A 21,796-nucleotide genomic window follows, 5' to 3' on the forward strand; every position below is an offset into this window, starting at 1 on the left:
TGCGTCTGCTTCCCAGTGGTGGCCGGATCATGCGTGCTGCCCGCGGCGGCCGGGTGTGCCGGGGGCTCTGTGCGCCCCCGCCGCCGACCGGCGGCGGGGGTCAGAGCGGTGCGGCGAGGGCCTCGTCGAGCGACGGGTGCAGCGAGAACACGGTGTCGGCGCAGGTGAGTTCCAGCAGTCGCTGCACGGTCGCGGAGGGTGCGGCGAGGCGGAAGCCCACCTGCGCGGCGGCGGCCGTCAACCGGGTCTGCAGCAGCAGGTTCAGCCCGGAGGAGTCGCAGAAGTCGATGCCGCGCAGGTCGACGACGAGCAGCGGCGGGTGCTGCTCGACCAGCTCGTCGAGCGCCCGCCCGGCCGGGGCGAGGGTCTCGATGTCGAGGTCGCCCGCCAGCGTGCAGACGGCCGCTCGGGTGTCGGTGTGCCAGGTGCGGACGAGCAACCCCGGCTCGGGCATCGTCTTCTCCGCCTGCATCGTCGTCGTGTTCCCCTCCCGCGGCTGTGCCGTCCGAGTTTACGTGAGACCGGCTCAGTCGGCCACGAGTTCGGCGTGGAGCTGCTTGAGTATGCGGCTGAGGATGCGGGAGATCTGCATCTGGGACAGCCCGAGCCGTTCGCCGATCTGCGACTGGGTGAGGTCCTCGCCGAAGCGCAGCGAGAGGACCAGCCGGTCGCGCTCCGGCAGGGCGGCGATCGCCGGCTTGAGGACGACCAGGTCCTCGGTGGTGGCGAACCGGGAGTCCTCCCGGCCGAGCCGCCGGGCGAGCGGGTTGGAGTCCTCCTGGCCCTCGGCCACCGGGGCGTCCAGGGAGCCGGCGGTGTGGCCGTTGGCGGCCGCGAGGCCCTCGATCACCTCCTCCTCGGGCAGGCCGAGGTGGTCGGCGAGCTCGGCGACGGTCGGCGCCCGGCCGAGTCGCTGGAACAGCACGTCGCGCGACTTGGCGAGGGTGATGCGCAGCTCCTGCAGGCGCCGCGGCACGTGGACGGCCCAGGTGGTGTCGCGGAAGTGCCGGCGGATCTCGCCGAGGATGGTCGGCACGGCGTACGTGGTGAACTCCACGCCGTGGTCGGGGTCGAACCGGTCGATCGCCTTGATCAGGCCGATCGAGCCGACCTGCAGCAGGTCCTCCTGCGACTCCCCGCGGCCGCCCACGCGGCGGATCGCGTACCGGACCAGCGAGAGGTTGAGCTCGATCAGGGTGGAGCGCACGTACGAGTACTCGCGGGTGCCCTCCTCCAGCGTCGCGAGCCGGACCAGCAGGACCCGGGTCAGCTCGCGGGCGTCGGCGGGGGCGACCTGCCGGGCGTCCTCCAGGTCGGCGAGCTCCGGCACGGCGGTGCGAGGGGTGCCGGGAGGCTCGACCTCCGCGGCTGCGGGCCGGCCCGGAAGCGTCGCGCGGTGGAGGAGTTCGTCACTGGTCGTGGCCATGTCGGTCCTTTCCCCTCGGCATTCGGTCCGTCCCTGGGTACCCGGTGACGCGGCATCCATGTGCCCTCCGGCCGTGAGGATTTCGTGAACGACCGATGATCCGGCCGGTCGGGCAGCGGTCGCGCCCCGCCGTGCATGCCCGCGGGGGATCGGGGCACCCGGACTCCGGCAGGCCGCCGCGGCGCCTTCGCGGCGGCGGGACGGGGAGCGGAGTCCGAGGAGGAGACGATGGGACGGATAGAGGAGTCGGTCGAGGTGGCGGCGCCGCTCGACGAGGTCTACGGGCACTGGGTCCGCTGCGAGGACTTCCCGCAGTTCATGCGGGGCGACGGGAGCGAGAACGTGACCACCGAGGTGGTCGAGGGCGAGCGGGTGGCCTGGGAGGGCGCGACCGGCCCGGTGCGCCACAGCGGCGTGGTCACCTTCCACCAGGTGGACGCCGGGACCACCCGGCTGATGCTGCAGCTGGAGATCGAACCGCACGGCCTGTGGGAGCACCTCGCCGAGGCCCTGGGCTTCGTCGACCGGCGGGTCATCGACGACCTGTACGACTTCAAGCACCACGTGGAGGAGCGCGCCACCCCGATGGCCGGCTGACCCGGCGACCACGACCGACGAGGAGGGGAACCCGCCCGTGGAACGACTCACCACCCGGATCACCATGCGCCTGATCACCGGCGACGACCGCAGCCGCGACCTGGACGTCGATTGGACGTACCGGACCGACGACCCCCACGCGGTCGAGCTCGACTTTGCCCCCTTCCAGCCGGGCGCCGTGTGGCTGCTCTCGCGCGACCTGCTGATGGCCGGCCTGGACGCCCCGGCCGGCGAGGGGGACGTGCACGTCGCGCCGTTCGACGACACCCGGGTGCTGATCGCGCTGGAGGGCCGCGACGGCATCGCCCTGCTCGCCGCCCCCGCCGCGGCGGTCTCCGGGCTGCTGGCCGCCACCGCCCGGCTCGTCCCGCCCGGGGCCGAGGGCGGCGCGACCGACTGGGACCAGGGACTGAAGGACCTGCTGGCCGCCTGAGCCGCCGCGGCAACGGGGAGCGGAAGGAGAACCGGACATGTGGTGGAGCCTGCTCCGCCTCGCGGTCGTGGTCGGCGCGGCCGTCCTGGTCGCGTACGGCCTCGACCGGACGGCGCAGCTGCTGGCCCGGCGGCTGCGGGTGCCCGGCAGCACGACCGGTGCGCCGGGCCTGGTGCGCCGGTGCCGGCGGCCGGTACTGGCGCTGACGGTGTGCCTGCTGCTCGCGGTCGCGCTGCCGTGGATCGACGCGCCGCCCGCCGCCCGCGCGGGGCTGCGGCACCTGGCCGTGGTGCTCGCGATCGGCTCCGGCGGCTGGCTGTGCGCCCGGCTGGCGGCGCTGGTGGTGGAGTTCGGCACCCGGCTGGCGGTGTACCGCCGCGATCCGGAACTGGCCGGCCGGGCCCGCACCCAGGCCGGTCTGCTCGGCCGGATCTGCCAGGCGGTCGTCGCGGTGGTGACCCTGGGCGCCGTGCTGATGACCTTTCCCGCGGTGCGCGGGGTCGGGACGAGCCTGCTGGCCTCCGCCGGGCTGGTCGGCCTGGTGGCGGGCGTGGCGGCGCAGAGCACCCTGGCCAACGTCTTCGCCGGGGTGCAGATGGCCTTCGGCGACCTGGCCCGGATCGGCGACGTCGTGGTGGTGGCCGGCGAGTGGGGGAAGGTCGAGGAGATCACCCTCACCGCCGTGGTGATCGCGACCTGGGACCAGCGCCGGCTGGTGATGCCGATGTCGTACTTCGTCGGCCGCCCGTTCGAGAACTGGTCGCGCCGCTCCAGCCACATCACCGGTACCGCGACGCTCCACCTGGACCACCGCGCCCCGGTGGGACGGCTGCGGGAGGAGTTCGAGGACTTCCTGGCCAAGTGCGAGCTGTGGGACGGGCAGGGCTCCGCCCTGCAGGTGGTCGACACCACGCCGACCACCATCGTCGTCCGGGCGCTGGCCACGGCGGCCGACGCCGATGACGCGTTCGAGCTCCGCTGCCGGCTGCGCGAACACCTCATCGGCTACCTGTGCGAGCACCACCCGCAGGCGCTGCCCCGGATCGCCGCGGCCGGCCCGCCCTGACGGACCGCACAGGGTCGGCCGGACCGCGCAGGGTCGGCGCAGGGTCAGCGCAGACCGGCGAAGAGGTCGTCCTCGGGCAGCGGGGCGTCGGTGGTGTCCCGGACCCGGACGAAGGTCTCCACGCCCATCAGCTCGGCGAAGCGCTCCTTGCCCATCTTCAGGAAGAAGATGTTCTCGCCCTGGCTGGCGTGCGCCGCCAGCGAGTCGAACTTCTGCCCGGCGTACGCGGTGGTGTCCACCCAGGTGGTGATCTCCTCGTCGGGGAGGCCGATCTCGGCCAGCGCGGCGGCCTCCGCCGGGTCCGGCTCGGTGCCGCCGAACTCGTGCATGATCTCGCCGAAGCGCTGCATCGCGGAGCGCGGCGCGGTGGTCCAGTACACCTTCGGGGTCTGGCCGGTCAGCTCCAGCGCCGCCATGGTGATGCGGTTGGCCTGGATGTGGTCGGGGTGGCCGTAGAACCCGTTCTCGTCGTAGGTCACCACCACGTCCGGCTGGTAGCGCCGCAGCAGCTCGGCGAGGCGGGCGGCGCCCTCCTCCACCGGCGTGCCCCAGAACGCGCCGGGGGCCTCGTTCGCCGCCCAGCCCATCATCCCGGAGTCGGCGTAGCCCAGCAGCTCCAGGTGATCGATCCTCAGGACCTGGCAGCTCGCCTCCAGTTCCTGCCGGCGCATCGCGGCGACGGCCGCCGGGTCGTGCCCGGGCTCGCCCGGCTTGACGCCCCCCGGACCGTCGCCGCAGCCGCCGTCGGTACAGGTGACCAGGACCGTCCGGACGCCCTCCGCCGCGTACCGGGCGAGGACACCCCCCGTCCCGGTGGCCTCGTCGTCGGGGTGCGCGTGCACCGCCATCAGCGTCAGGGGCCGGTCAACCATCACAAACCATCCTCGGGTCGGAGAAACGCTCGGTCCGAGTCTGCGTCACCGGACCCCCTCTGCGCACCGACGTTACTGGTTGACATGATGCGTAATACTGTAACGCCATGCACCCCTTCCTCGACCATCCCGGCCCGCTGGCCTTCGCCCACCGCGGCGGCGACCTCGGCCGCCCCGAGAACTCGCTCGCCGCCTTCGAGGCCGCCGTCGCCCTCGGGTACCGCTACCTGGAGACGGACGTGCACGCGACCGCCGACGGGGTGCTGGTCGCCTTCCACGACTCCCGCCTCGACCGGGTCACCGACCGCACCGGCGCCGTCGCCGACCTCCCCTGGCAGGCCGTCAGGCAGGCCCGGATCGGCGGCACCGAACCCGTGCCGCTGCTGGAGGACCTGCTCGGCGCCTTCCCCGACGCCCGGTTCAACATCGACGTGAAGGCGGCGCCCGCCGTCGCCCCGCTGGTCGAGGCGGTCCGCCGCACCGCCGCCTGGGACCGGGTCTGCGTCGGCGGCTTCTCCGACCGACGGCTCGCCGCCGTCCGCGCCGCCGCCGGCCCCCGGCTCGCCACCTCGCTCGGCCCGCGCGAGGTCGCCCGGCTGCGCCTGCGCTCGCTCGCCGGCCCGGCGGCCGGCCGGGCCCCGTTCGCCGGGATCTGCGCCCAGGTCCCCGAACGCCAGTGGGGCGTCCCGGTGGTCGACCGGTCCTTCGTCCGCACCGCCCACCGCCTCGGCCTGCAGGTGCACGTCTGGACCGTCGACGATCCCACCCGGATCCGGGCTCTCCTCGACCTCGGTGTGGATGGCATCATGGCCGATCGCATCGACGTCCTGCGGGACGTCCTCGGCGAGCGCGGCTGCTGGACCGACGGCAGCACCGGCTCCAGCACGGTGATTGGAACCCCATGAGCACCGCGACCGACCTGCCGGAGCACCCGGCGACCGACGACGACGGCCGTACCCTGCGCCGGCAGCAGTTCGGTTGGTACATCAACGACTGGGCCAACGCGGCCTTCTCGGCCACCGTCCTGACGGTCTTCCTCGGACCGTACCTGACCAGGGTCGCCGAGAGCGCCGCCGACGCGTCCGGCGACGTGCACCCCCTCGGCCTCACCATCCGGGCCGGCTCGTTCTTCCCCTACACGGTCTCCTTCTCCGTGCTGCTCTCCGTCGCCGTGATGCTGTTCACCGGCACCGTCGCCGACCGCACCGGCCGGCACAAGGAACTGATGTGCGGCTTCGCCTACATAGGCGCCGTCGCCACCATGGCCATGTTCTTCCTCGGCGGCGACAACTACCTGCTCGGCGGCGGCCTGCTGATCGTCGCCAACATCGCGTACGCGGTCTCCGTCGCCCTCTCCTACGCCTACCTCCCCGGCCTCGCCACCCCGGACCAGCGCGACTCGGTCTCCTCCAAGGGCTGGGCGTACGGCTACGCCGGCGGCGGAGTCCTGCTGATCGCCAACCTCGCCCTGTTCCAGGGCCACGACGCGCTCGGAATCTCCACCGGTACCGCCGTGCGCATCTGCCTCGCCTCGGCCGGCCTCTGGTGGGCGCTGTTCACCGTCGTGCCGCTGCTCCGCCTGCCCTCCCGGGCCGGCGTCGCCCCCGGCCACACCCCCGTCGTCGCCGACCGGCCCGCCTCCGGCAGCCTGCGCGAACTCGCCGCCACCCTGCGGGGCATGCGGAAGTACCCGCTCACCCTGCTCTACCTCGGCGCCTTCCTCTGCTACAACGACGGCATCCAGACCGTGGTCTCCCAGGCCTCCCTCTTCGGCAGCGAGGAACTCGGGATGGATGAGTCCACGCTGGTCTCCGCCGTCCTGCTGGTCCAGATCGTGGCCATCGGCGGCGCCCTGCTGCTCGGCCGGATCGCCGCCACCCACGGCGCCAAGAAGACCATCCTCGGCTCGCTGGTCGCCTGGGTCTTCACCCTCGCCCTCGGCTACCTGATGCCCGCCCACGAGCCGATCTGGTTCTACGCCCTCGCCTGCATGATCGGCCTCGTCCTCGGCGGCAGCCAGGCGCTCTCCCGCTCGCTGTTCTCCCACCTCATCCCGGCCGGCCGGGAGGCCGAGTACTTCAGCGTCTACAAGATCAGCGACCGCGGCACCAGCTGGATGGGCCCGCTGGTCTTCGGCCTCGCCTACCAGATCACCGGGAGCTACCGCTCCGCGATCATCTCCCTGCTGGTCTTCTTCGTGATCGGCTTCGTGGTCCTGCTGAAGGTCCCCGTCCGCCGGGCCATCGAGGCCGTCGGCAACCCGGTGCCCGAACGCATCTGACATCCGTCATGCCGAGGGGATGCGGCACGACACTGTCGGTGGCTCCTGGCGCTGCCTAGGGTTTCGTCCATGACGAACAGTGAGAAGCAGGGCGAGCAGCGGAACAGCGGCGTGCGGGTCAGCCTGATCGGAGGCACCCGGCTGGAGGGCGAGGAAGTGCCGGTCCGGACGGTGTCGGTGTCGCTGGTGGGCGGCGCCGACATCGACCTGACCGAGGTGGACATCCCGGACGGTGCCGAGCTGAAGATCACCAAGGTGAGCCTGGTCGGCGGCGTGCACCTGACGGTCCGCCGGAACGTGCGGGTGGTGGTGCGGGGCATACGGCTCGGCGGCGTGAGCGACGACGGCCCGAGCGGGGAGGCCGGGCCGACCGTCCACGTGGACGCGTGGGGACTGGTCGGCGGTGTGCGGGTGACGCGCGTCTGAGTCGGCGAAGATCCATCCGACACGTGTACATAGTCGGTTAAATCGGACTAATCGCATGTCAGGATGGCGACGCTGCCCGCCGGGCGGCCCGCTCCACGCGGCGTCACCCGACCGGAAGGCCCCGGCCATGGCCCGGCGTACGGCTCCACCCCCCGCCCGCCCGCTCCGACCCGTCGCCCTCAGTGCGGCGGGTCTCGCGCTGGGCGGGGCGGTCACGGCGGGCGTGATCCTCTCCGGCTCGCCGCAGGCGGGGGCCGCCCTGCCGCCCGGCGCGCTCGCCGACGCCGTGCTGGTGCAGCTCACCAACCAGAACGTGCCGGCGATCAACCTCAGCGCCTACCGCGGCACGTACGGGCGGGCCGTGAGCACCGCCGAGGGCCAGAGCGACAACGGGGACTTCACCGACCCGGACGGCATGCTCAACCGGATGACCATCAGCACCATGACCAACCGGACCGACGCCCAGTCCGCCAAGCACTACGCGCAGTCCCAGCTCACCGGGCTGGTGCTGCAGCTCAACTCCAAGGACCTGGTGCGGCTCGCGCCCTCCGCGGGCTCGGTCGGCTCGATGGACTCGTACGCGGAGTGCGTGCCGCCGCCGGTCGGGCCGTGGGCGCTCGCCTACAACCGCACCGACGCCGAACTGATCACCGTCCTCGGGCAGAAGGTCGGCCTCGGCACCACCCGGCTGCAGATCACCGGCAGCGACCTCGGCGTGGCCACCATCGGGCCCAGCCGACTGACCGTCACGGTCACCCAGCACCAGGACCCGGCGGTCCAGTCGCAGCAGTACACGGCCGAGGCGTGGCTGGACATCACCGTCGACGGCACGCTCAACAACCTGTCGGGCAGCCAGGTGTACGACGGGCGGATCACCGCGCTGCGGCTCGGCGAGGTGGAGGTCACCTGCCGGGCGACCACCCCGAGCCCCTCGCCCAGCGACACCGGCACCGGCAGCCCGTCGCCGTCCCCGTCGCCCAGCGACTCGGCCAGCGGCAGCCCTTCGCCGTCGCCGAGCGGTAGCGCCAGCCCCTCGCCGAGCCACTCGCCCACCGGCAGCCGCAGCCCGTGGCCGTCGCCCACCGGCAGCCGCAGTCCGTGGCCGAGCCACTCGCCGAGCGGCAGCCGGAGCCCGTCGCCGACCAAGTCCCACACCGTGACCCCGACCCCGAGCCCGACGAAGTCCTCCTCGCCGAGCGCGAGCGCGAGCGCGAGCCGGAGCCGCTCCGCCCACCCGGCGCCCTCGGCGAGCGGCGGCACGCTGCCGAAGACGGGCTCCGGCCCGGTCGGCGTGCAGGCGGCGCTCGCGGGCGGTCTGGTGCTGCTCGGTGCGGCGGCCGTGATGTTCGCCCGCCGGCGGACCGGGCGGACCGGGCGGCACTGACGGGTGCTCCTGCGGGTGAACATCGGGTGACGGGGCGTCCGCTCCGGGGCCGGGTGCGAGAGGGTGTGGGCGAGGAAGCCGCCCACACCCCGTCCGCCGGGAGGACACCGGATGCCCATCGACCACTACGGCGTGCTCGCCGCCCGGGCCGTCGACCGCCGCCGTGAGGGCGCGACGGACACCCCGCACTACCAGATCCACCTGCTCGACGAGTCCGGCACGCACTTCCGCGCGGCGGTCAACGTCGAGTCCCAGCAGGCGCCCTCGGAGCTGCTGTACGTGGTGGACGAGGACTTCTCGCACCCGGTGACGGCGCTGCTGCCGGCCACCGCGGCGGGCTGGCGGGCGCTGCCGTCGCGGCAGGGCGGCGCCGCGCTGGACTTCGTCCGCGGCAAGCTGTTCGAGCGCTCGGCGATGCGGACGCTGCCGCCGGACCGGCCGGGTGCCGACAACGACCTGCCCGACCTGCTGGACCGCCAGGTGCTGCGGGCGATCGAGGACCCGGCGGCGGTGCTGTACGTGTTCGGCCAGCGCTGGCCGGCCGAGCCGGGCAAGCCGGACAAGGTGTTCGGCTTCAAGCCGGGCAACGGGGTGCACGACGTGCACATGAACCAGGGCAACAGCGGCCGGTTCCGGGGCGACGACGGGGTGTGGCAGGACGGCGCGCTGCTGATCCACCTGCCGTCCGAGTCGCGCTGGGTGGGCGTGTTCCTGGCGTTCCAGTCGCAGGCGTGGCACACCGACGACCGCACCGGCCACGCACTCGACAGCCACCAGCCGAAGCCCCCCAAGCCCCCGAAGCCGCGCGGCGGGCACCACTCGCCCGCCGCCGGCCCCGCCTAGCGCAGGGGGTCGGGCTACTCGCCCTCGGGCGGGGTCTGTTCGGCCGCCTCGCGGGCCTTGCGGACCTCCTCGGCGAAGTCCTCGGCCGCCCGGCGTTCGAGGTGGCCGCCGTGGTCGGCGGCCAGCTGGTCGGCCGGTCCGGGGTCGGACTCGGTGATGTCGACGACGAGCATCGCGGTGCCGTCCTGCACCTGGGCGCTGAGCAGGATGAGTCCGGCGCCGCCGTCGCGTTCCCAGTTCTGCTCGGCGGCGTTGCCGATGGCCGCGCCGGCGGCGAAGCCGAGCAGGGCGCCGATCGGCCCGGCGAGCAGGCCGACGAGTCCGCCGACCATGCCGCCGCCGACGGTGGGGACGCCCGCGCCGCGGGTGTGGCTCTCGGGGACGTCGATGATGCCGTCGGCGGAGCGTTCCAGCACGGCGGCCTGCCGCAGGCCCGGCAGGTGCTTGGCGTCCTCGTACGCGAGGCGGCAGGCGGCGGCGTCGGTGAAGCCGATCAGCAGGACGTGGTGGCGGTCGCTCATCGTTCCGGTCTCTCCCGTCGGGTGCCGTGCGGGCCCACCGGGTCGCCGGGCCCGCCCGCCATCCTCGCCGCTGGACCGGCCGGATCGTCCGACCGGCGCGCCGGTCGGACGGCCCGGGGGAGGGCTCAGCAGCCGGTGCCGAGGTCGGCGCGCAGCGCCTTCGCGGCCGTGCGGTGCTCCTCGGCGGCGGCCGGGTCGGTGCCGGCGAGCAGCGCGGCGAGCCCCTCGTGCGCCTGCGCCTCCTCGTACCGGCGGCCGAGCCTGGGGGCGAGGTCCAGGGCCTGCCGGTGCAGGCGCAGCGCGTCCTCGGTGAGGCCGGCGAGGCGGCAGGTCTCGGCGTAGCCGTTGAGGAAGCGGAGCTTCCAGTGCTCCTCGAAGAGTTCGTCGAGCAGGGCGAAGGCCTCGCGGTGGTGGGCGAGTGCCTCCTCGTGGCGGCCGGCCTGGCGGTGGGCGACGCCGAGGCAGTTGAGGCACCAGGCCTGGTTGTTCAGGTGGCCGTCGGCGCGGGCGAGTTCGAGCGCGTGCTCCAGGTGGGCGACGGCTTCCTCGGGGTGTTCCTCGGCGGTGGCGACGCCGAGGGTGATCCGGGCGGTGAGGGTGGGCGGCCAGGCGGGGTCCTGGTGCGGGACGGCGAGGACCTCGCGGGCGAGTCCGGCGGCCTCCTCGCGGTGGCCGAGCTGGAGCAGCGCCCAGGCCTGGGCGGCGGAGGCGTGGGCGGCGCCGCTGGGGCAGTCGGAGCGCTCGTACAGCCGGCCGGCCTCCCGGAAGAGTTCCAGCGGTTCGGTGGTGCCGCCGCGGTCCCAGCTCAGGTAGCCGCGGCGCATGGTGAGTTCGGCGGCCGGGCGGAGGTCGCCGGCGGCGGACATGGGTGCGGCGGCGGCCGCGTACTCGGCGTCGGCCTCGGCGAGCCGGCCGGCGTTCCAGCGGGCGAAGCCGAGGTCGCTGCGGGCCTCGGCGAGCTGCAGCGGGTCGCCGAGGCGCTCGGCGGCGGCGACGGAGCGTTCGAACAGCACGTTGAGGTGGGTGGTGCCGCAGCGCCGGGCGAAGTACGAGCGCAGGTAGCGGGGGAGTTCGAGGACGTGGGTGTCGGCGCCGACCGCGGAGGCGGCCTCGAAGGCGCCGATCAGGTTCTCGTACTCGCCGGCCAGCCAGGCGAAGGCGGCGTTCTTGTCGGCGAAGCGCGGGAGTTCGGCGGGCGCCGGGCCGGCCGTGGGCGCCCGGCCGGGGACCAGGAAGGGCATCGCGGCGTCGGCGGCGGCGGCCGCGTGGACGTAGTAGTCGAGCAGCCGGCCGAGGGCGCGCTGCTGCTCGGCGGGGGAGTCCTGTTCGGCGCCGGCCCGGCGGGCGTGCTGCTGGACCAGGTCGTGCAGCCGGTAGCGGCCGGCGGTGGGCTGCTGGACGAGGTGCGCGTCGAGCAGGTCCTCCAGGATCGCCCGGGTGGTGCGCAGCGGCAGGTTGGCGAGCGCGGCGGCCAGGTACTCGTCGAAGGTGCCGCCCGGCAGCAGCCCGAGCAGGCGGAACAGCCGGGCCTGGGCGCGGTCCAACTGCCGTACCGACATGGCGAAGGCGGTGTCGAACTCGGTGGCGCCCTCGGCGAGGCGCTCGACCAGGATGCCGACCGTCCAGCCCGGGCGGTGGCGCAGCCGGGCGGCGGCCAGGCGCAGGGCGAGCGGCAGCCGGCCGCACAGGCGCAGGACCTCGGCGGCGTGCTCGGGTTCGCGGGCGAGCCGGCCGTCCGGGCCGGCGGGGTCGCCGCTGGCGCGGGCGAGCAGTTCGGCGCTCTCCTCGGCGGTCAGCACGTCGAGCGAGACCGGGGGCACCTCGTCCAGGCCGAGCAGCCGGTTGCGGCTGGTGACCAGGACGACGGACGGTCCGGCGCCGGGCAGCAGCGGGCGGACCTGGGCGGCGTCGACGGCGTTGTCCAGCAGCACGACGGCCTTGCGGCCAGCGAGTTCGGAGCGGAAGCAGGCGGAGAGCTCCTCGAGGCTGTCCTGCGGCACCTTCTCGGACGGGACGTCGAGCGCGCCGAGCATCATCCGCAGCGCGGAGCCGGGGTCCATCGGGTCGCGGCCCTCGGTGAAGCCGTGCAGGTCGACGTAGAGCTGGGCGTCCGGGTAGTCGGCGGCGAGCCGGTGCGCGGCGTGCACGGCGAGCGAGGTCTTGCCGACGCCCGCCATGCCGTCCAGCGCCACCGCGCCGTGGCTGTCCAGCGCCGCGAGGACGGCGTCGAGCTGGGCGCCGCGGCCGGTGAAGTCCGGCAGGTCGCGGGGCAGGTCGTTGCGCGGCCGGGGCCGGCCCTGGCGGCTGGCCTTGGGCGGCGCGGGCAGCGGGTTGGCGGTGCGCTCCCACAGCGGGCGCAGCGGACGGGGGTCGCGGGCGACCAGGCGGCAGAGCGCCACCACGGCGGGCCACGGCGGGACGGTCTGCCCGCCGAGGTAGCGGGAGAGCGAGGAGGAGCTGAGCCCGGTGTCCCGGGCGAGGGCGCGCACGCCCCGGCCGGAGAGCTCCTGGAGCAGCCGCAGCCGCCCGGCGAGTTCCTCGATGGGATCCGCGATCCCGTCCTGCTGTGCCGTCCCGGTCATTGCACGCCCCCCGTGTCCCGCCCCGACAGAAATCGTCCCGGCCGGATCCGTGCTGGTCGTGGCCGCATCGACTGTCCCACAGTGTCCCACGGCCGTGGTCCGGCGCGGCGGCCTCGGCTGTGATGGTGTCACGCCCCGGGGGAACGGGGCACCGACCACGAAGAGGGAGTCACCACGATGCAGTCCCGTATGAAGAACCCCGCCGCCGTCCTGCCCGGCGCGATGCAGTCGATCCAGGGCCTCCTGAAGGCGACGGAGGCCGGCGGCGTCGAGGGCGACGTCCTGGAGCTGGTGCACCTGCGGGTCAGCCAGATCAACGGCTGCAGCGCCTGCGTCGACGGCGGCGTGAAGACCTCGCGCAAGGCCGGGGTGAGCGAGGACAAGCTGGCGACCGTCGCCGCCTGGCGCGAGGCCCCGTACTTCACCGACGAGGAGCGGGCCGCGCTCGCCCTCGCCGAGGCGGCCACCCGGCTGGCCGACCGCCCGGACGCGGTCGACGACGGGATCTGGGACACCGCCGCCACCTACTTCGACGAGAAGCAGCTCGCCTCGATCGTGCTGATGGTGGGCGTCACCAACCTGTTCAACCGGCTCAACGCCACCACCCGCCAGATCGCCGGCGCCTGGGGCTGAGCCGCGCCGCGCCGAACACCCGTCAGTTCCGAAGAGGCCGCCCGCGCGGCCGCCCGCTGTGAAGATGTCAGAGCACCTCGACCCCGAAGGGAACCCCACCATGGCTGCCACCTCCGACTCCGCGTCGTTCGACGGTTTCAGCAAGGAAGAGCGCGAGGCGATGAAGGAGCACGCGAGGGAGCTGAAGGCCGCCTCGCGCCGCGCCAACAAGGCCGAGAAGGCCGCCGAGGAGGAGGCCGCCGTGGTCGCCAAGATCGCCGAGATGGCGCCCGAGGACCGGGTGATGGCCGAGCGCCTGCACGCCGCGGTCAAGGCCGCCGCGCCGCACCTGGCCCCGAAGCTCTGGTACGGCATGCCCGCGTACGCCAAGGACGGCAAGGTGCTGTGCTTCTTCCAGAGCGCGGAGAAGTTCAAGAGCCGGTACGCGACCTTCGGCTTCAACGACGTCGCCCGGCTGGACGACGGCGCGATGTGGCCGGTGGCGTACGCGCTGACCGAGCTGACCGAGCAGGACGAGGCCCGGATCGCCGAGCTGGTGAAGCGGGCGGCCGGCTGACCGGCCGGTGCCGCACCCGGTCACACTTGGATCATGGACTACGTGCGGCGCTCGCCCCTGGCCTTCGGCTACCTGTGCCTGCTGCTGATCGGGCACGCCTGGGTGGTGTACGGGCCCTCGGCCGGCCTGCTCGACTACCTCGGCACCAACCTGGACAACCTCGGCGACCACCCGGTGCCCGCGCTGTTCGGCAGCGCCCTGTTTTTCGACGGGACGCTCACCGACCTCGCCTCGACGGGGATCGTCGGGACGCTGATCACGCTCGGGCTGGGCGTGGGCTGCTTCCTCGCCTGGGCGGAGCGGCGCTGGGGCTCGGCCCGGGCGGCGGCGGTCTTCCTCGGCGGGCACCTCGCGGCGACGCTGCTCACCGCGGCGGTGATCGTGCTCGCGCTGGACCGGGGCTGGTACCCGCCGGAGGTGCGGCACGCCTCGGACTTCGGGATCAGCTACGGCGCGCAGACCGTGCTGGCGCTCGGCGTCCTGGCGGTGCCGCGGTGGGCCCGGATCCCGTGGGTGCTGTTCGTCCTCGGCTGGCCGCTGGCCGGCGCGGAGTGGCCCGGCGGCCCGCTCCCGGACTTCACCACGGTGGGCCACCTGCTCGCCGCCGCGCTCGGCTTCGCCCTGGCGGCGGTGCTGGGCCCGAGCCGCCCGCCGACCACCTGATTCCGCCCCCTCCGGCAGTCCGGAGGGGGCGGAGGCGTTCGGGCGAAGCCCCGAGCGGGTCGGTCAGGAGGCGTCGACCGTGACGGTGGCGCCGGGGGCGACGGTGACGGTGGCACAGCTGTAGACGGTGCCGTCGACGGTCCGGGTGGTGGCCGCCCGGGCGACGCCGTTGACGGTGACGGTGGCCCGGGTGCCGGGGAAGCGCGCCTCCCAGCTGTAGGCGTCGGTGCCGGTGGTGTTGGTGAGGGTGGACCTGGTCGCGCCGTCGTGGCGCAGCGTGAAGGTGTTGTGCCCGATCGCCAGGTCGCTGACCTGCAGCCAGCCGGTGCCGGTGGGCAGGTGCGGGGCGGTGGCCAGGGCGCGGGCCGGGGCGTTCGGGGCGACGCCCATCAGTCCTTCGACGGTCTGGCCGACCAGGGTGAAGGAGACCTCGGGGTAGTCGCCGTTGGGGCCCTGCTGGGCGACGGTGTGCTGGTCGTCGCGCCGGTCGTAGACGTACTGCATCCACTTCCAGGCGGTGTCGTTGCGGTTGTGGGCGAAGAAGGTGTCGGGCAGGTAGGTGTAGGCCTCGATGTTGGCGGGCCGGTCGGCGCCGGCGGCCTGCTGGTCGACGTAGTCGAGGTAGGCGTCGTTGCGGGGGCCGGGGTCGATGATCCGCTTCATCGGCATGAACCAGCTGTTCTCCTTGCCCCAGCCGGTGATGGGGGTGCCGCCGGTGGAGTAGCCGCGGACCATGGCCGCGCCGGAGCCGGTGCCGCTCCAGGTGGTGTTGAAGTAGGTCTTCAGGTCGGCGGCCTTCTGCGCGTACTGGGCGGACAGCGCGCTGTCGCCCTTGCCGGCGGCGAGGTCGGCCATGGCGAGGAACGCCTGGTACTGGGAGCCGATCGAGTCGCCGGCCTCGGCGAAGTGCTCGCCGCCGCTCTCGTCGTAGCTGGCGGCGCCGGAGAAGATGCCGTTCCCGGTGCCCTCGGCGACGCCGTTGGGCTTGGCGGAGTCGTGCAGCTCGACGAACTCCTTGGTGGCGTGCCGGTAGTAGTTCCACAGCGCGCGGTCCTCGACCCAGGCGGGGTCGCCGCTCCAGCGGTAGGCCTTGTCGGCCTGCTCGACCAGGTCGAAGGCGGCGGGCACCTCGCGGACGAAGCTGGTGGGGCCGTAGTAGTCGATGGACAGGTTGGTCCGGTCGTCGAAGTTGAGCGCCCAGACGGGGTAGTACTGCTGCTCGGCGGTGGAGGTGGCGGCGAACGCGCCGAGCATGCTCAGGTTCTCGGTGCCGAGGCCGAGCGCGGCCGCGCCGGCGACCTGGTGGGAGGTGTCGCGGCTGTAGAAGGCGCTGCGGTGTGCGTAGCCCGCCCAGTAGGAGGCCTCGTAGGTGGCGCTGCCGGTGCCGGAGGTGTTGCCCTCGTCGACGTTGACCGGGCCGGTGGAGCCGGGGAGCTGGACCCAGCTGCCGGCCTTGCGCTTCGCCCAGTCGAACAGCGCGGCGATCCTGGGGTCGGAGGAGGTGACCTGCGGGTCTACGGCGGGCGCGGGGGAGACCATCACGTCGTCCACGTTGATCCAGCCGGTGCCGGAGGTGACGGCGATCTCGACCTGGTCGCCGGGGTTCACACCGAACCGGCCGACGGTGTAGCGGGCGTAGCCGGAGCGGGCGGGGAGGGCCACGCTGCCGGCCGTCGTCCCGTTGACGCGCACGGTGAACGCGCCGCCCGCGGCGCCGGTGGCGATCCAGGCGGAGACGTTGTAGGCGCCCGAGGTGCGGGCGGTGACGGTCTGCCAGATCTTCTTGCCGGCGCCGGCGTCGAGGTAGGCCAGCCGGGTGCCGGCGTGCGGGTTGTTGGTGGCGGTGCCGGTGCCGGTGGTGAAGTTCCAGCCGGTGCCGCCCTGTTCGAAGCCCGGGTTGGCCACGGCGGGTCCGGACGCCGCCACGGAGACGTCGTCGGCGTTGATCCAACCGGTGCCGGAGGTGAAGGCGATCTCCACCTGGTCGCCGCTGTGCACGGCGATCCCGGGGAGGGTGTACCGGGCGTACGCGGCGCGGGACGGCAGCGCGAGGCTGCCGGCGGCCGTGCCGTTGACGCGGACGGTGAACGCGCCGCCGCCCGCGCCGGTGGCGATCCACGCCGAGACGTCGTAGCTGCCGTCGCCGGTGGCGGTGACGGTCTGCCAGATCTTCTTGCCGGCGCCGGCGTCGAGGTAGGCCAGCCGGGTGCCGGCGTGCGGGTTGTTGGTGGCGGTGCCGGTGCCGGTGGTGAAGTTCCAGCCGGTGCCGCCCTGTTCGAAGCCCGGGTCGGCCACGGTGAGGGCGCCGGGGGAGACGGCGGCGGCCGGCGGCAGGGCGCCGATCGGTGCGAGGGAGGCGGCCAGGCAGATCGCGGCGAGCAGGGCCGCACGCGTGGGGCGGAAGGGGCGCATGGGGGCTCCGGGGGCGGTGAGGGTGGAGCCGGACGCTAGCACTCCGATTGGGAGACGCTCAATAGACTTGCAAACTTTCAATGACGGATCCGTCAGAAAACTTCCAATGACATCTTGCAAGTGATGCGGCGCGATTGCTAGCGTCCTGCCCCGTCGGCACGTCGGCCGACCTGGAGCAAGGTGGTTCGATCATGGACATCACTCGTAGAGGCGTTCTGAGAGCCGGTGGCGCGCTCGCGGCGGGCGCCGGGCTGTCGGGCCTGGCGGCCTGCAGCGGCAGCGGGGCCGCGGGCGACAGCGGCTCGGGCGGGGCCGGATCGGCGACCAAGGGCGAGATCACCGTCTGGAGCTGGGCCGGCCCGGCCGCCGAGATGAAGGCGCTGGTCCCCGCGTTCAACGCGCAGTACCCGGACATCAAGGTGACCGTCCAGGACATCGGCAACCCGGCCATCTGGGACAAGATCACCACCGCCCTGGCGGCCGGCGGCAGCGGCCTCGCCGACGTGCTGCACATCGGCGTCGACTACCTGCCCGGCTACGTGGAGAAGTTCCCGAACGGCCTGGCCGACCTCTCCAAGCTCGGCGCGAACCAGTACAAGGACGCCTTCGCCCAGGGCATGTGGGCCACCGTCGCGCCCAAGGGCGGCCGGGTGAACGCCCTGCCGTGGGAGGCCAACTCGGCGGGCTTCTACTACCGCGCCGACGTCTTCGAGCAGGCCGGCGTGGACGTCAAGGCGCTGGACACCTGGGACGACACCATCGAGGCCGGCAAGGTCATCAAGGCGAAGACCGGCAAGTACCTGCTCGGCATCGACAAGCCCGCCTCCCAGCCGGACGCCGCGAACTTCTTCCAGATGCTGCTCCAGCTCCAGGGAGCCTTCTACTTCGACCTCGACGGCGGCATCACCCTGGACTCGCCCCAGGCCGTCCGCGCCATGACCCTCATCAAGCAGCTCAACGACGCCGGCCTGGTCAGCGACGCCTCCGGCGGCTGGAACGCGCTGATCTCCTCCATCAAGGCCGGCACCAACGCGGTGGTGCCCTGGCCGACCTGGTTCGGCGGCATCATCGAGGAGACCGTCCCCGAGGAGAAGGGCAAGTGGGGCGTGCGCCTGCCCCCGACCGTCCGCCGCGGCGGCAGCAACGCCGCCACCGTCAACTCCACCCACCTGGCGATCGCCGGCAGCAGCAAGCAGCAGGCCGCCGCGTGGAAGTTCGTCGAGTTCGTGCTCACCCGCCCCGAGAACCAGGTGAAGATCTACAAGGAGAAGGGCATCGCCCCGGCGCTGATGAAGGCGTACGAGGACCCGGTCTTCCACGCCCCCTCGGAGTTCTTCTCCAACCAGAAGAAGGGCGAGATCTTCCTGAACGCCCTGGAGGCGCCGTCCCCCGCGTACAACTACAGCGCCGACTACGCCCGCGCGCTCAAGGTCGTCACCGACGCGCAGACCAAGGTCCTGCTCAAGGGCGCCGACCCCGCCGAGGTCCTCAAGCAGGCCGCCGACCAGCTCGCCCAGCAGACGGGCCGCAAGGTCGTCCGATGAGCACCGCCACCACCGAGCGGCCCGCACCCGCGCGAAGGGCGGCCCCCCGACCGGGGCCGCCCCGGCTGACCGGCCGCCGCCTGGCCCCGTACCTGTTCGTCCTGCCGGCCCTCGCGCTGTTCGCCGGTTTCAAGCTCTACCCGATCGCCTGGTCCTTCGTCCTCAGCCTCCACAAGACGATCGACGGCACCGACACCTTCGTCGGCGCCGACAACTACACCCGGCTGCTGGACGACCCGCTGTTCTGGACGGCCCTGAAGAACACCGCCGTCGTCCTGCTGGTCCAGGTGCCGGTCATGCTGGCGCTGGCCACCGGCCTTGCGGTGGCGTTCGACTCCGCGATCCTGCGGGCGCGGGCCGTCTTCCGGCTCGGCTTCTTCCTGCCGATGGTCACCGGCCTGGTCGCCTACGGCGTGATCTTCTCGGTGCTGCTGAACGAGAAGTACGGCCTGGTCAACTGGCTGCTGCAGTCGGTCAGCCTCGACGCGGTCCCGTGGCTGACCGACCCGCTCTGGGCGCGGATCTCCCTCGGACTGGCGCTGACCTGGCACTACACCGGCTACAACGCGGTGATCCTGCTCGCCCGGCTGCAGTCGATCCCGCGCGAGCTGTACGACGCCGCCTCCGTGGACGGCGCCGGGGCGCTCGGCGCCTTCCGCCACGTCACCCTGCCGGGCCTGCGCCCCGCGCTGCTGCTGACCACGGTGCTCTCCACCATCGGCACCCTGCAGATCTTCGACGAGCCGTTCATCCTCACCCACGGCGGTCCGGACAACGCGACCCTGACCATCGGCGTGTACCTGTACCAGAACGCCTTCACCTTCTTCGACTTCGGCTACGCGTCCGCCATCGCCTACGCCCTGGCCGTCCTGATCGGCATCCTCGGGCTGGTCCAGTTCAAGGTGCTGGGAGACAAGTCATGACGCCCACCCACCGCGCCGGGCGCAAGAGCGCCCCCGGCCGCCTGCGCAACAGCATCGTCCTCACCTGGAGCCTGGCCATCCTGCTGGCCGCGGTGCTCCTGCCGTTCTACTGGCTGGTCGTCGCCGCCACCCACAGCAGCAACGAGATCTTCGACTCGCCGCCGCCGCTGATGCCCGGCGGGCACCTGCTGGACAACCTGCAGAGCCTGCAGACCACCGCGCAGTTCGGCCGGGTCGTGCTCAACTCCCTGCTGATCGCCGTGCTCTACACGCTGTGCGCGGGCACCGTGTGCACCCTGGCCGGCTACGCCTTCGCCAAGTACCGCTTCCGGGGCCGCGACGCCCTCTTCGGCGTGCTGATGCTGGGCCTGGTCATCCCCGCCCAGGTCACCCTGGTGCCGCTGTTCAAGATGATGGCCGACCTGGAGTGGCTCAACACCTACCAGGCCGTCATCGTGCCCAACCTGGCCCTGCCGTTCGGGATCTTCCTGATGCGCCAGTCCATGGGCACCGTCCCGGACGAGCTGCTCGACTCCGGCCGGGTCGACGGCTGCGGCGAACTGCGGCTGTTCGTCCGGGTCGTGCTGCCCCCGATGAAGCCGGCCCTCGCGGCGCTTGCGATCTTCCTGTTCCTCTTCCAGTGGAACGACTTCGTCTGGCCGCTGATCGTGCTGCGCGACAGCGCCTCGCTGACCATCCCCGTGGCGCTCGCCTCGCTCAAGGGCGTGACCGACACCGACTACGGCGCGATCATGGCCGGCACCGCCGTCGCCGCGATCCCGATGGCCGTCGTCTTCCTCGCCCTCCAGCGCCACTTCGTCTCCGGCCTGCTGGCCGGTGCCGTCAAGGAGTAACCACCGTGACCACCCAGGCCCCCGAGGCCGTCACCACCGCCGAACTCGCCCCGGCCCGCTACACGCCGCTGCTCGACGAGGTCGAGGTCGCCGTCCTGGCCGACGGCACCGACGCGGACTGGACCCTGGAAGAGGCCGCGCCGGGCGTCCGGGTGCTGAGGATCGACGCCCCGCGCGTCCCGGTCGAGGTACGGCTGTCCGTCCCGCTCGGCGACGCCGCCGGCTACTGGCACCCCGGCGCCGACTGGCGCCGCACCCTGGTCGCCGACTGGGAGGGCCGGTCCACCGTCAGCCTGGTCGACGGCCTGGCGGCCGGCTGCCTGTACGACTACGCGGGCGCCACCCTGCTCACCTTCGCCACCGCCGACCCGGTGCCCGAAGTCGCCCTGCGCTACGGCGTCTCGGAGGAGAACGACACCCACGTCGTCCACCTCCACCTGCCGCCCGCCGAGCGGCCCCACCGCCTGCTGCTCGTCCCGCGCGCCCCCTCGGTCGCCGCCGCGCTGCGCCCGCTGCGCGCCTGGTTCACCGACCGCACCCGCGCCATGCCGGTGCCGGAGGCCGCCCGCGTCCCGCTCTACTGCACCTGGTACGCCTACAACCAGAACGTCACCGCCGGCGAGGTCGAGAAGCAGGCCCGGCTCGCCGCCGGCCTCGGCTTCGGCGCCCTGATCCTCGACGACGGCTGGCAGGAGCACGGCAGCGGCCGCGGCTACGCCGGCGTCGGCGACTGGACGCCCGACCCGCGGAAGTTCCCCGACTTCGCCGGCCACGTCGCCCGGGTCCGCGACACCGGCCTGCGCTACCTCGCCTGGGTCGCCCCGCTGCTGCTGGGCCCCAAGGCCGCCTGCCACGAGCGGTGGAAGCCGTACGCCCCCGTCGCCGCCGGCGTCCCCGGAGCGAACGTCCTCGACCCGCGCCGGCCCGAGGTCCGCGCCCACGTCGTCGACCTGTGCGTGCGCCTGGTCCGCGAGCACGGACTCGACGGCCTCAAGGTCGACTTCCTCGACGAGGCGATGGTCTACGCCCACGACGGCGGCGGCGACGTCGGCCGGGCGCTGACCCTGCTGCTCGCCGACCTGCGCGCCGGCCTGGAGGCCGTCCGCCCGGACGTGCTGCTCGAACTGCGCCAGCCCTACGTCGGCCCCGGCATGGCCGCCTTCGGCAACATGCTGCGCTCCTTCGACTGCCCCGGCGACTCCACCGGCAACCGGGTCCGCACCATCGACACCGCGCTGCTCGCCGTCGGCGGAGCCGTCCACAGCGACCCGCTGATGTGGGAGGCAGGGGCGCCCGTCGAGTCCTGCGCCCGCCACCTGATCAGCACCCTGCACGCCGTCCCGCAGGTCTCCGTCCGCCTGGACACCCTGCCCGAGGAGCACCTGGCCGCGCTGCGCTTCTGGCTCGCCCAGTGGCGCGCCCTGCGGCCGCAGCTGCTGGACGGCCGGGTCGAGCCGGGCCGCCCCGACGAGCTCTACACGGTGGTGGAGTCCGTCGCCGACGGCGTGTGCGTGCTCGATGTGCACACCGGGCGCGCGGTGCCGCTGCGCCCGGCCGACTTCACCGAAACCGTACTGGTCAACGGGAGTTCGGCGGACCGCCTGGTGCTGGAGGTGCACGGCGGGGAGCTGGCTGCGGAGATCGAGGTGCACGCCGCCGACGGCCGTATGATCGACCGGGTCCAGACCACTCTCGTGCCGGGCCTGCGCAGCGTGCCGGTCCCGCGGATGGGGCTGGCCCGGATTCGAAGCAGCGTGTGAACGGCCCGGTGGACCGTCCG

The 21,796-nt window shown here is 73.3% G+C and carries 21 protein-coding genes; 15 read left to right on the top strand and 6 right to left on the bottom strand.

Annotated features, from left to right (window positions below):
- Positions 1-100: 100 nt before the first annotated feature.
- Together ACGFX4_RS03785 and ACGFX4_RS03790 are read right to left on the bottom strand one after the other, a co-directional pair.
- A complete protein-coding gene (locus ACGFX4_RS03785) occupies positions 101-472 on the bottom strand; it encodes an STAS domain-containing protein (RefSeq protein ID WP_393069954.1) in 372 nt (123 codons plus the stop codon).
- A 54-nt stretch (positions 473-526) separates the two neighbouring features.
- Positions 527-1,426 (bottom strand): SigB/SigF/SigG family RNA polymerase sigma factor, encoded by a 900-nt coding sequence (locus tag ACGFX4_RS03790; RefSeq protein ID WP_393069955.1) that lies wholly within the window; start codon positions 1,424-1,426, stop codon positions 527-529.
- Positions 1,427-1,654: 228 nt separating this feature from the next.
- Between ACGFX4_RS03790 and ACGFX4_RS03795 the strand changes: the two genes are divergently transcribed.
- Genes ACGFX4_RS03795 through ACGFX4_RS03805 form a run of 3 tightly spaced genes read left to right on the top strand, consistent with a single transcriptional unit; the run spans position 1,655 to position 3,522 of the window.
- Complete coding sequence (locus ACGFX4_RS03795) at positions 1,655-2,023, top strand: SRPBCC family protein (RefSeq protein ID WP_393069957.1); 369 nt, start codon at positions 1,655-1,657, stop codon at positions 2,021-2,023.
- Positions 2,024-2,060: 37 nt separating this feature from the next.
- A complete protein-coding gene (locus tag ACGFX4_RS03800; protein ID WP_393069959.1) occupies positions 2,061-2,456 on the top strand; it encodes an SsgA family sporulation/cell division regulator in 396 nt (131 codons plus the stop codon).
- 37 nt (positions 2,457-2,493) lie between these two features.
- Positions 2,494-3,522, top strand: a complete 1,029-nt coding sequence (locus tag ACGFX4_RS03805; protein ID WP_393069961.1) for a mechanosensitive ion channel family protein — start codon at positions 2,494-2,496, stop codon at positions 3,520-3,522.
- A gap of 44 nt (positions 3,523-3,566) precedes the next feature.
- Here ACGFX4_RS03805 and ACGFX4_RS03810 read toward each other — a convergent pair whose 3' ends face one another.
- A complete protein-coding gene (locus tag ACGFX4_RS03810; protein WP_393069962.1) occupies positions 3,567-4,394 on the bottom strand; it encodes a PIG-L family deacetylase in 828 nt (275 codons plus the stop codon).
- Between the two features lie 107 nt (positions 4,395-4,501).
- Here ACGFX4_RS03810 and ACGFX4_RS03815 point away from each other — a divergent pair, with 107 nt between their 5' ends.
- From ACGFX4_RS03815 to ACGFX4_RS03835, 5 genes are all read left to right on the top strand, one after another.
- Positions 4,502-5,299 carry a glycerophosphodiester phosphodiesterase gene (locus ACGFX4_RS03815; protein WP_393069964.1) on the top strand — a complete coding sequence of 266 codons (798 nt, stop codon included), beginning with the start codon at positions 4,502-4,504 and terminating at the stop codon, positions 5,297-5,299.
- Positions 5,296-6,675, top strand: a complete 1,380-nt coding sequence (locus ACGFX4_RS03820; protein ID WP_393069965.1) for an MFS transporter — start codon at positions 5,296-5,298, stop codon at positions 6,673-6,675. Before ACGFX4_RS03815 ends, ACGFX4_RS03820 begins: the two co-directional genes overlap by 4 nt.
- A gap of 69 nt (positions 6,676-6,744) precedes the next feature.
- Positions 6,745-7,101, top strand: a complete 357-nt coding sequence (locus tag ACGFX4_RS03825; protein ID WP_393069967.1) for a hypothetical protein — start codon at positions 6,745-6,747, stop codon at positions 7,099-7,101.
- Between the two features lie 127 nt (positions 7,102-7,228).
- Positions 7,229-8,485, top strand: coding sequence for a hypothetical protein (locus ACGFX4_RS03830; RefSeq protein WP_393069968.1), 1,257 nt, complete (start codon positions 7,229-7,231; stop codon positions 8,483-8,485).
- 111 nt (positions 8,486-8,596) lie between these two features.
- Positions 8,597-9,328, top strand: coding sequence for a DUF2278 family protein (locus ACGFX4_RS03835; protein WP_393069970.1), 732 nt, complete (start codon positions 8,597-8,599; stop codon positions 9,326-9,328).
- A gap of 14 nt (positions 9,329-9,342) precedes the next feature.
- Here ACGFX4_RS03835 and ACGFX4_RS03840 read toward each other — a convergent pair whose 3' ends face one another.
- The gene (locus ACGFX4_RS03840; RefSeq protein WP_393069971.1) at positions 9,343-9,849 is read right to left on the bottom strand and encodes a histidine kinase; all 507 of its coding nucleotides are present in this window, start codon (positions 9,847-9,849) and stop codon (positions 9,343-9,345) included.
- A gap of 125 nt (positions 9,850-9,974) precedes the next feature.
- Positions 9,975-12,431, bottom strand: a complete 2,457-nt coding sequence (locus ACGFX4_RS03845) for a tetratricopeptide repeat protein (RefSeq protein WP_393069972.1) — start codon at positions 12,429-12,431, stop codon at positions 9,975-9,977.
- A gap of 177 nt (positions 12,432-12,608) precedes the next feature.
- On the opposite strand from ACGFX4_RS03845, the gene ACGFX4_RS03850 reads away from it, so the two are divergent.
- The 3 genes from ACGFX4_RS03850 to ACGFX4_RS03860 all read left to right on the top strand — a co-directional run bounded on the left by ACGFX4_RS03850 (position 12,609) and on the right by ACGFX4_RS03860 (position 14,283).
- Positions 12,609-13,064 (top strand): carboxymuconolactone decarboxylase family protein, encoded by a 456-nt coding sequence (locus ACGFX4_RS03850; RefSeq protein ID WP_393069974.1) that lies wholly within the window; start codon positions 12,609-12,611, stop codon positions 13,062-13,064.
- A gap of 100 nt (positions 13,065-13,164) precedes the next feature.
- Positions 13,165-13,620, top strand: coding sequence for an iron chaperone (locus tag ACGFX4_RS03855; RefSeq protein WP_393069975.1), 456 nt, complete (start codon positions 13,165-13,167; stop codon positions 13,618-13,620).
- Positions 13,621-13,653: 33 nt separating this feature from the next.
- The gene (locus ACGFX4_RS03860) at positions 13,654-14,283 is read left to right on the top strand and encodes a rhomboid-like protein (protein ID WP_393069976.1); all 630 of its coding nucleotides are present in this window, start codon (positions 13,654-13,656) and stop codon (positions 14,281-14,283) included.
- Between the two features lie 63 nt (positions 14,284-14,346).
- Here ACGFX4_RS03860 and ACGFX4_RS03865 read toward each other — a convergent pair whose 3' ends face one another.
- A complete protein-coding gene (locus ACGFX4_RS03865; RefSeq protein WP_393069978.1) occupies positions 14,347-16,695 on the bottom strand; it encodes a hypothetical protein in 2,349 nt (782 codons plus the stop codon).
- A gap of 191 nt (positions 16,696-16,886) precedes the next feature.
- On the opposite strand from ACGFX4_RS03865, the gene ACGFX4_RS03870 reads away from it, so the two are divergent.
- The 4 genes from ACGFX4_RS03870 to ACGFX4_RS03885 are packed head-to-tail and all read left to right on the top strand — an operon-like array spanning position 16,887 to position 21,776.
- A complete protein-coding gene (locus tag ACGFX4_RS03870; protein WP_393069979.1) occupies positions 16,887-18,239 on the top strand; it encodes an ABC transporter substrate-binding protein in 1,353 nt (450 codons plus the stop codon).
- On the top strand, positions 18,236-19,162 hold the full coding sequence (locus ACGFX4_RS03875; RefSeq protein WP_393069981.1) for a carbohydrate ABC transporter permease: 927 nt from the start codon (positions 18,236-18,238) through the stop codon (positions 19,160-19,162). Before ACGFX4_RS03870 ends, ACGFX4_RS03875 begins: the two co-directional genes overlap by 4 nt.
- Positions 19,159-20,016, top strand: a complete 858-nt coding sequence (locus ACGFX4_RS03880; RefSeq protein WP_393069983.1) for a carbohydrate ABC transporter permease — start codon at positions 19,159-19,161, stop codon at positions 20,014-20,016. The genes ACGFX4_RS03875 and ACGFX4_RS03880 overlap by 4 nt, the downstream gene beginning before the upstream one ends.
- A 5-nt stretch (positions 20,017-20,021) precedes the next feature.
- Positions 20,022-21,776, top strand: a complete 1,755-nt coding sequence (locus tag ACGFX4_RS03885) for a glycoside hydrolase family 36 protein (protein ID WP_393069985.1) — start codon at positions 20,022-20,024, stop codon at positions 21,774-21,776.
- The last annotated feature ends 20 nt before the right edge of the window (positions 21,777-21,796 follow it).

This window comes from Kitasatospora sp. NPDC048365 (assembly GCF_043200835.1).
In the GTDB taxonomy this organism is placed as follows: domain Bacteria; phylum Actinomycetota; class Actinomycetes; order Streptomycetales; family Streptomycetaceae; genus Kitasatospora; species Kitasatospora terrestris.

Excerpts from the sequence above, each read along its gene's own strand:
- ACGFX4_RS03785 (WP_393069954.1), bottom strand. The coding sequence starts at position 472 with ATGCAGGCGGAGAAGACGATGCCCGAGCCGGGGTTGCTCGTCCGCACC.
- ACGFX4_RS03790 (WP_393069955.1), bottom strand. The coding sequence starts at position 1,426 with ATGGCCACGACCAGTGACGAACTCCTCCACCGCGCGACGCTTCCGGGC.
- ACGFX4_RS03795 (WP_393069957.1), top strand. The coding sequence starts at position 1,655 with ATGGGACGGATAGAGGAGTCGGTCGAGGTGGCGGCGCCGCTCGACGAG.
- ACGFX4_RS03805 (WP_393069961.1), top strand. The coding sequence starts at position 2,494 with ATGTGGTGGAGCCTGCTCCGCCTCGCGGTCGTGGTCGGCGCGGCCGTC.
- ACGFX4_RS03810 (WP_393069962.1), bottom strand. The coding sequence starts at position 4,394 with ATGGTTGACCGGCCCCTGACGCTGATGGCGGTGCACGCGCACCCCGAC.
- ACGFX4_RS03815 (WP_393069964.1), top strand. The coding sequence starts at position 4,502 with ATGCACCCCTTCCTCGACCATCCCGGCCCGCTGGCCTTCGCCCACCGC.
- ACGFX4_RS03820 (WP_393069965.1), top strand. The coding sequence starts at position 5,296 with ATGAGCACCGCGACCGACCTGCCGGAGCACCCGGCGACCGACGACGAC.
- ACGFX4_RS03825 (WP_393069967.1), top strand. The coding sequence starts at position 6,745 with ATGACGAACAGTGAGAAGCAGGGCGAGCAGCGGAACAGCGGCGTGCGG.
- ACGFX4_RS03830 (WP_393069968.1), top strand. The coding sequence starts at position 7,229 with ATGGCCCGGCGTACGGCTCCACCCCCCGCCCGCCCGCTCCGACCCGTC.
- ACGFX4_RS03835 (WP_393069970.1), top strand. The coding sequence starts at position 8,597 with ATGCCCATCGACCACTACGGCGTGCTCGCCGCCCGGGCCGTCGACCGC.
- ACGFX4_RS03840 (WP_393069971.1), bottom strand. The coding sequence starts at position 9,849 with ATGAGCGACCGCCACCACGTCCTGCTGATCGGCTTCACCGACGCCGCC.
- ACGFX4_RS03845 (WP_393069972.1), bottom strand. The coding sequence starts at position 12,431 with ATGACCGGGACGGCACAGCAGGACGGGATCGCGGATCCCATCGAGGAA.
- ACGFX4_RS03850 (WP_393069974.1), top strand. The coding sequence starts at position 12,609 with ATGCAGTCCCGTATGAAGAACCCCGCCGCCGTCCTGCCCGGCGCGATG.
- ACGFX4_RS03855 (WP_393069975.1), top strand. The coding sequence starts at position 13,165 with ATGGCTGCCACCTCCGACTCCGCGTCGTTCGACGGTTTCAGCAAGGAA.
- ACGFX4_RS03860 (WP_393069976.1), top strand. The coding sequence starts at position 13,654 with ATGGACTACGTGCGGCGCTCGCCCCTGGCCTTCGGCTACCTGTGCCTG.
- ACGFX4_RS03865 (WP_393069978.1), bottom strand. The coding sequence starts at position 16,695 with ATGCGCCCCTTCCGCCCCACGCGTGCGGCCCTGCTCGCCGCGATCTGC.
- ACGFX4_RS03870 (WP_393069979.1), top strand. The coding sequence starts at position 16,887 with ATGGACATCACTCGTAGAGGCGTTCTGAGAGCCGGTGGCGCGCTCGCG.
- ACGFX4_RS03875 (WP_393069981.1), top strand. The coding sequence starts at position 18,236 with ATGAGCACCGCCACCACCGAGCGGCCCGCACCCGCGCGAAGGGCGGCC.
- ACGFX4_RS03880 (WP_393069983.1), top strand. The coding sequence starts at position 19,159 with ATGACGCCCACCCACCGCGCCGGGCGCAAGAGCGCCCCCGGCCGCCTG.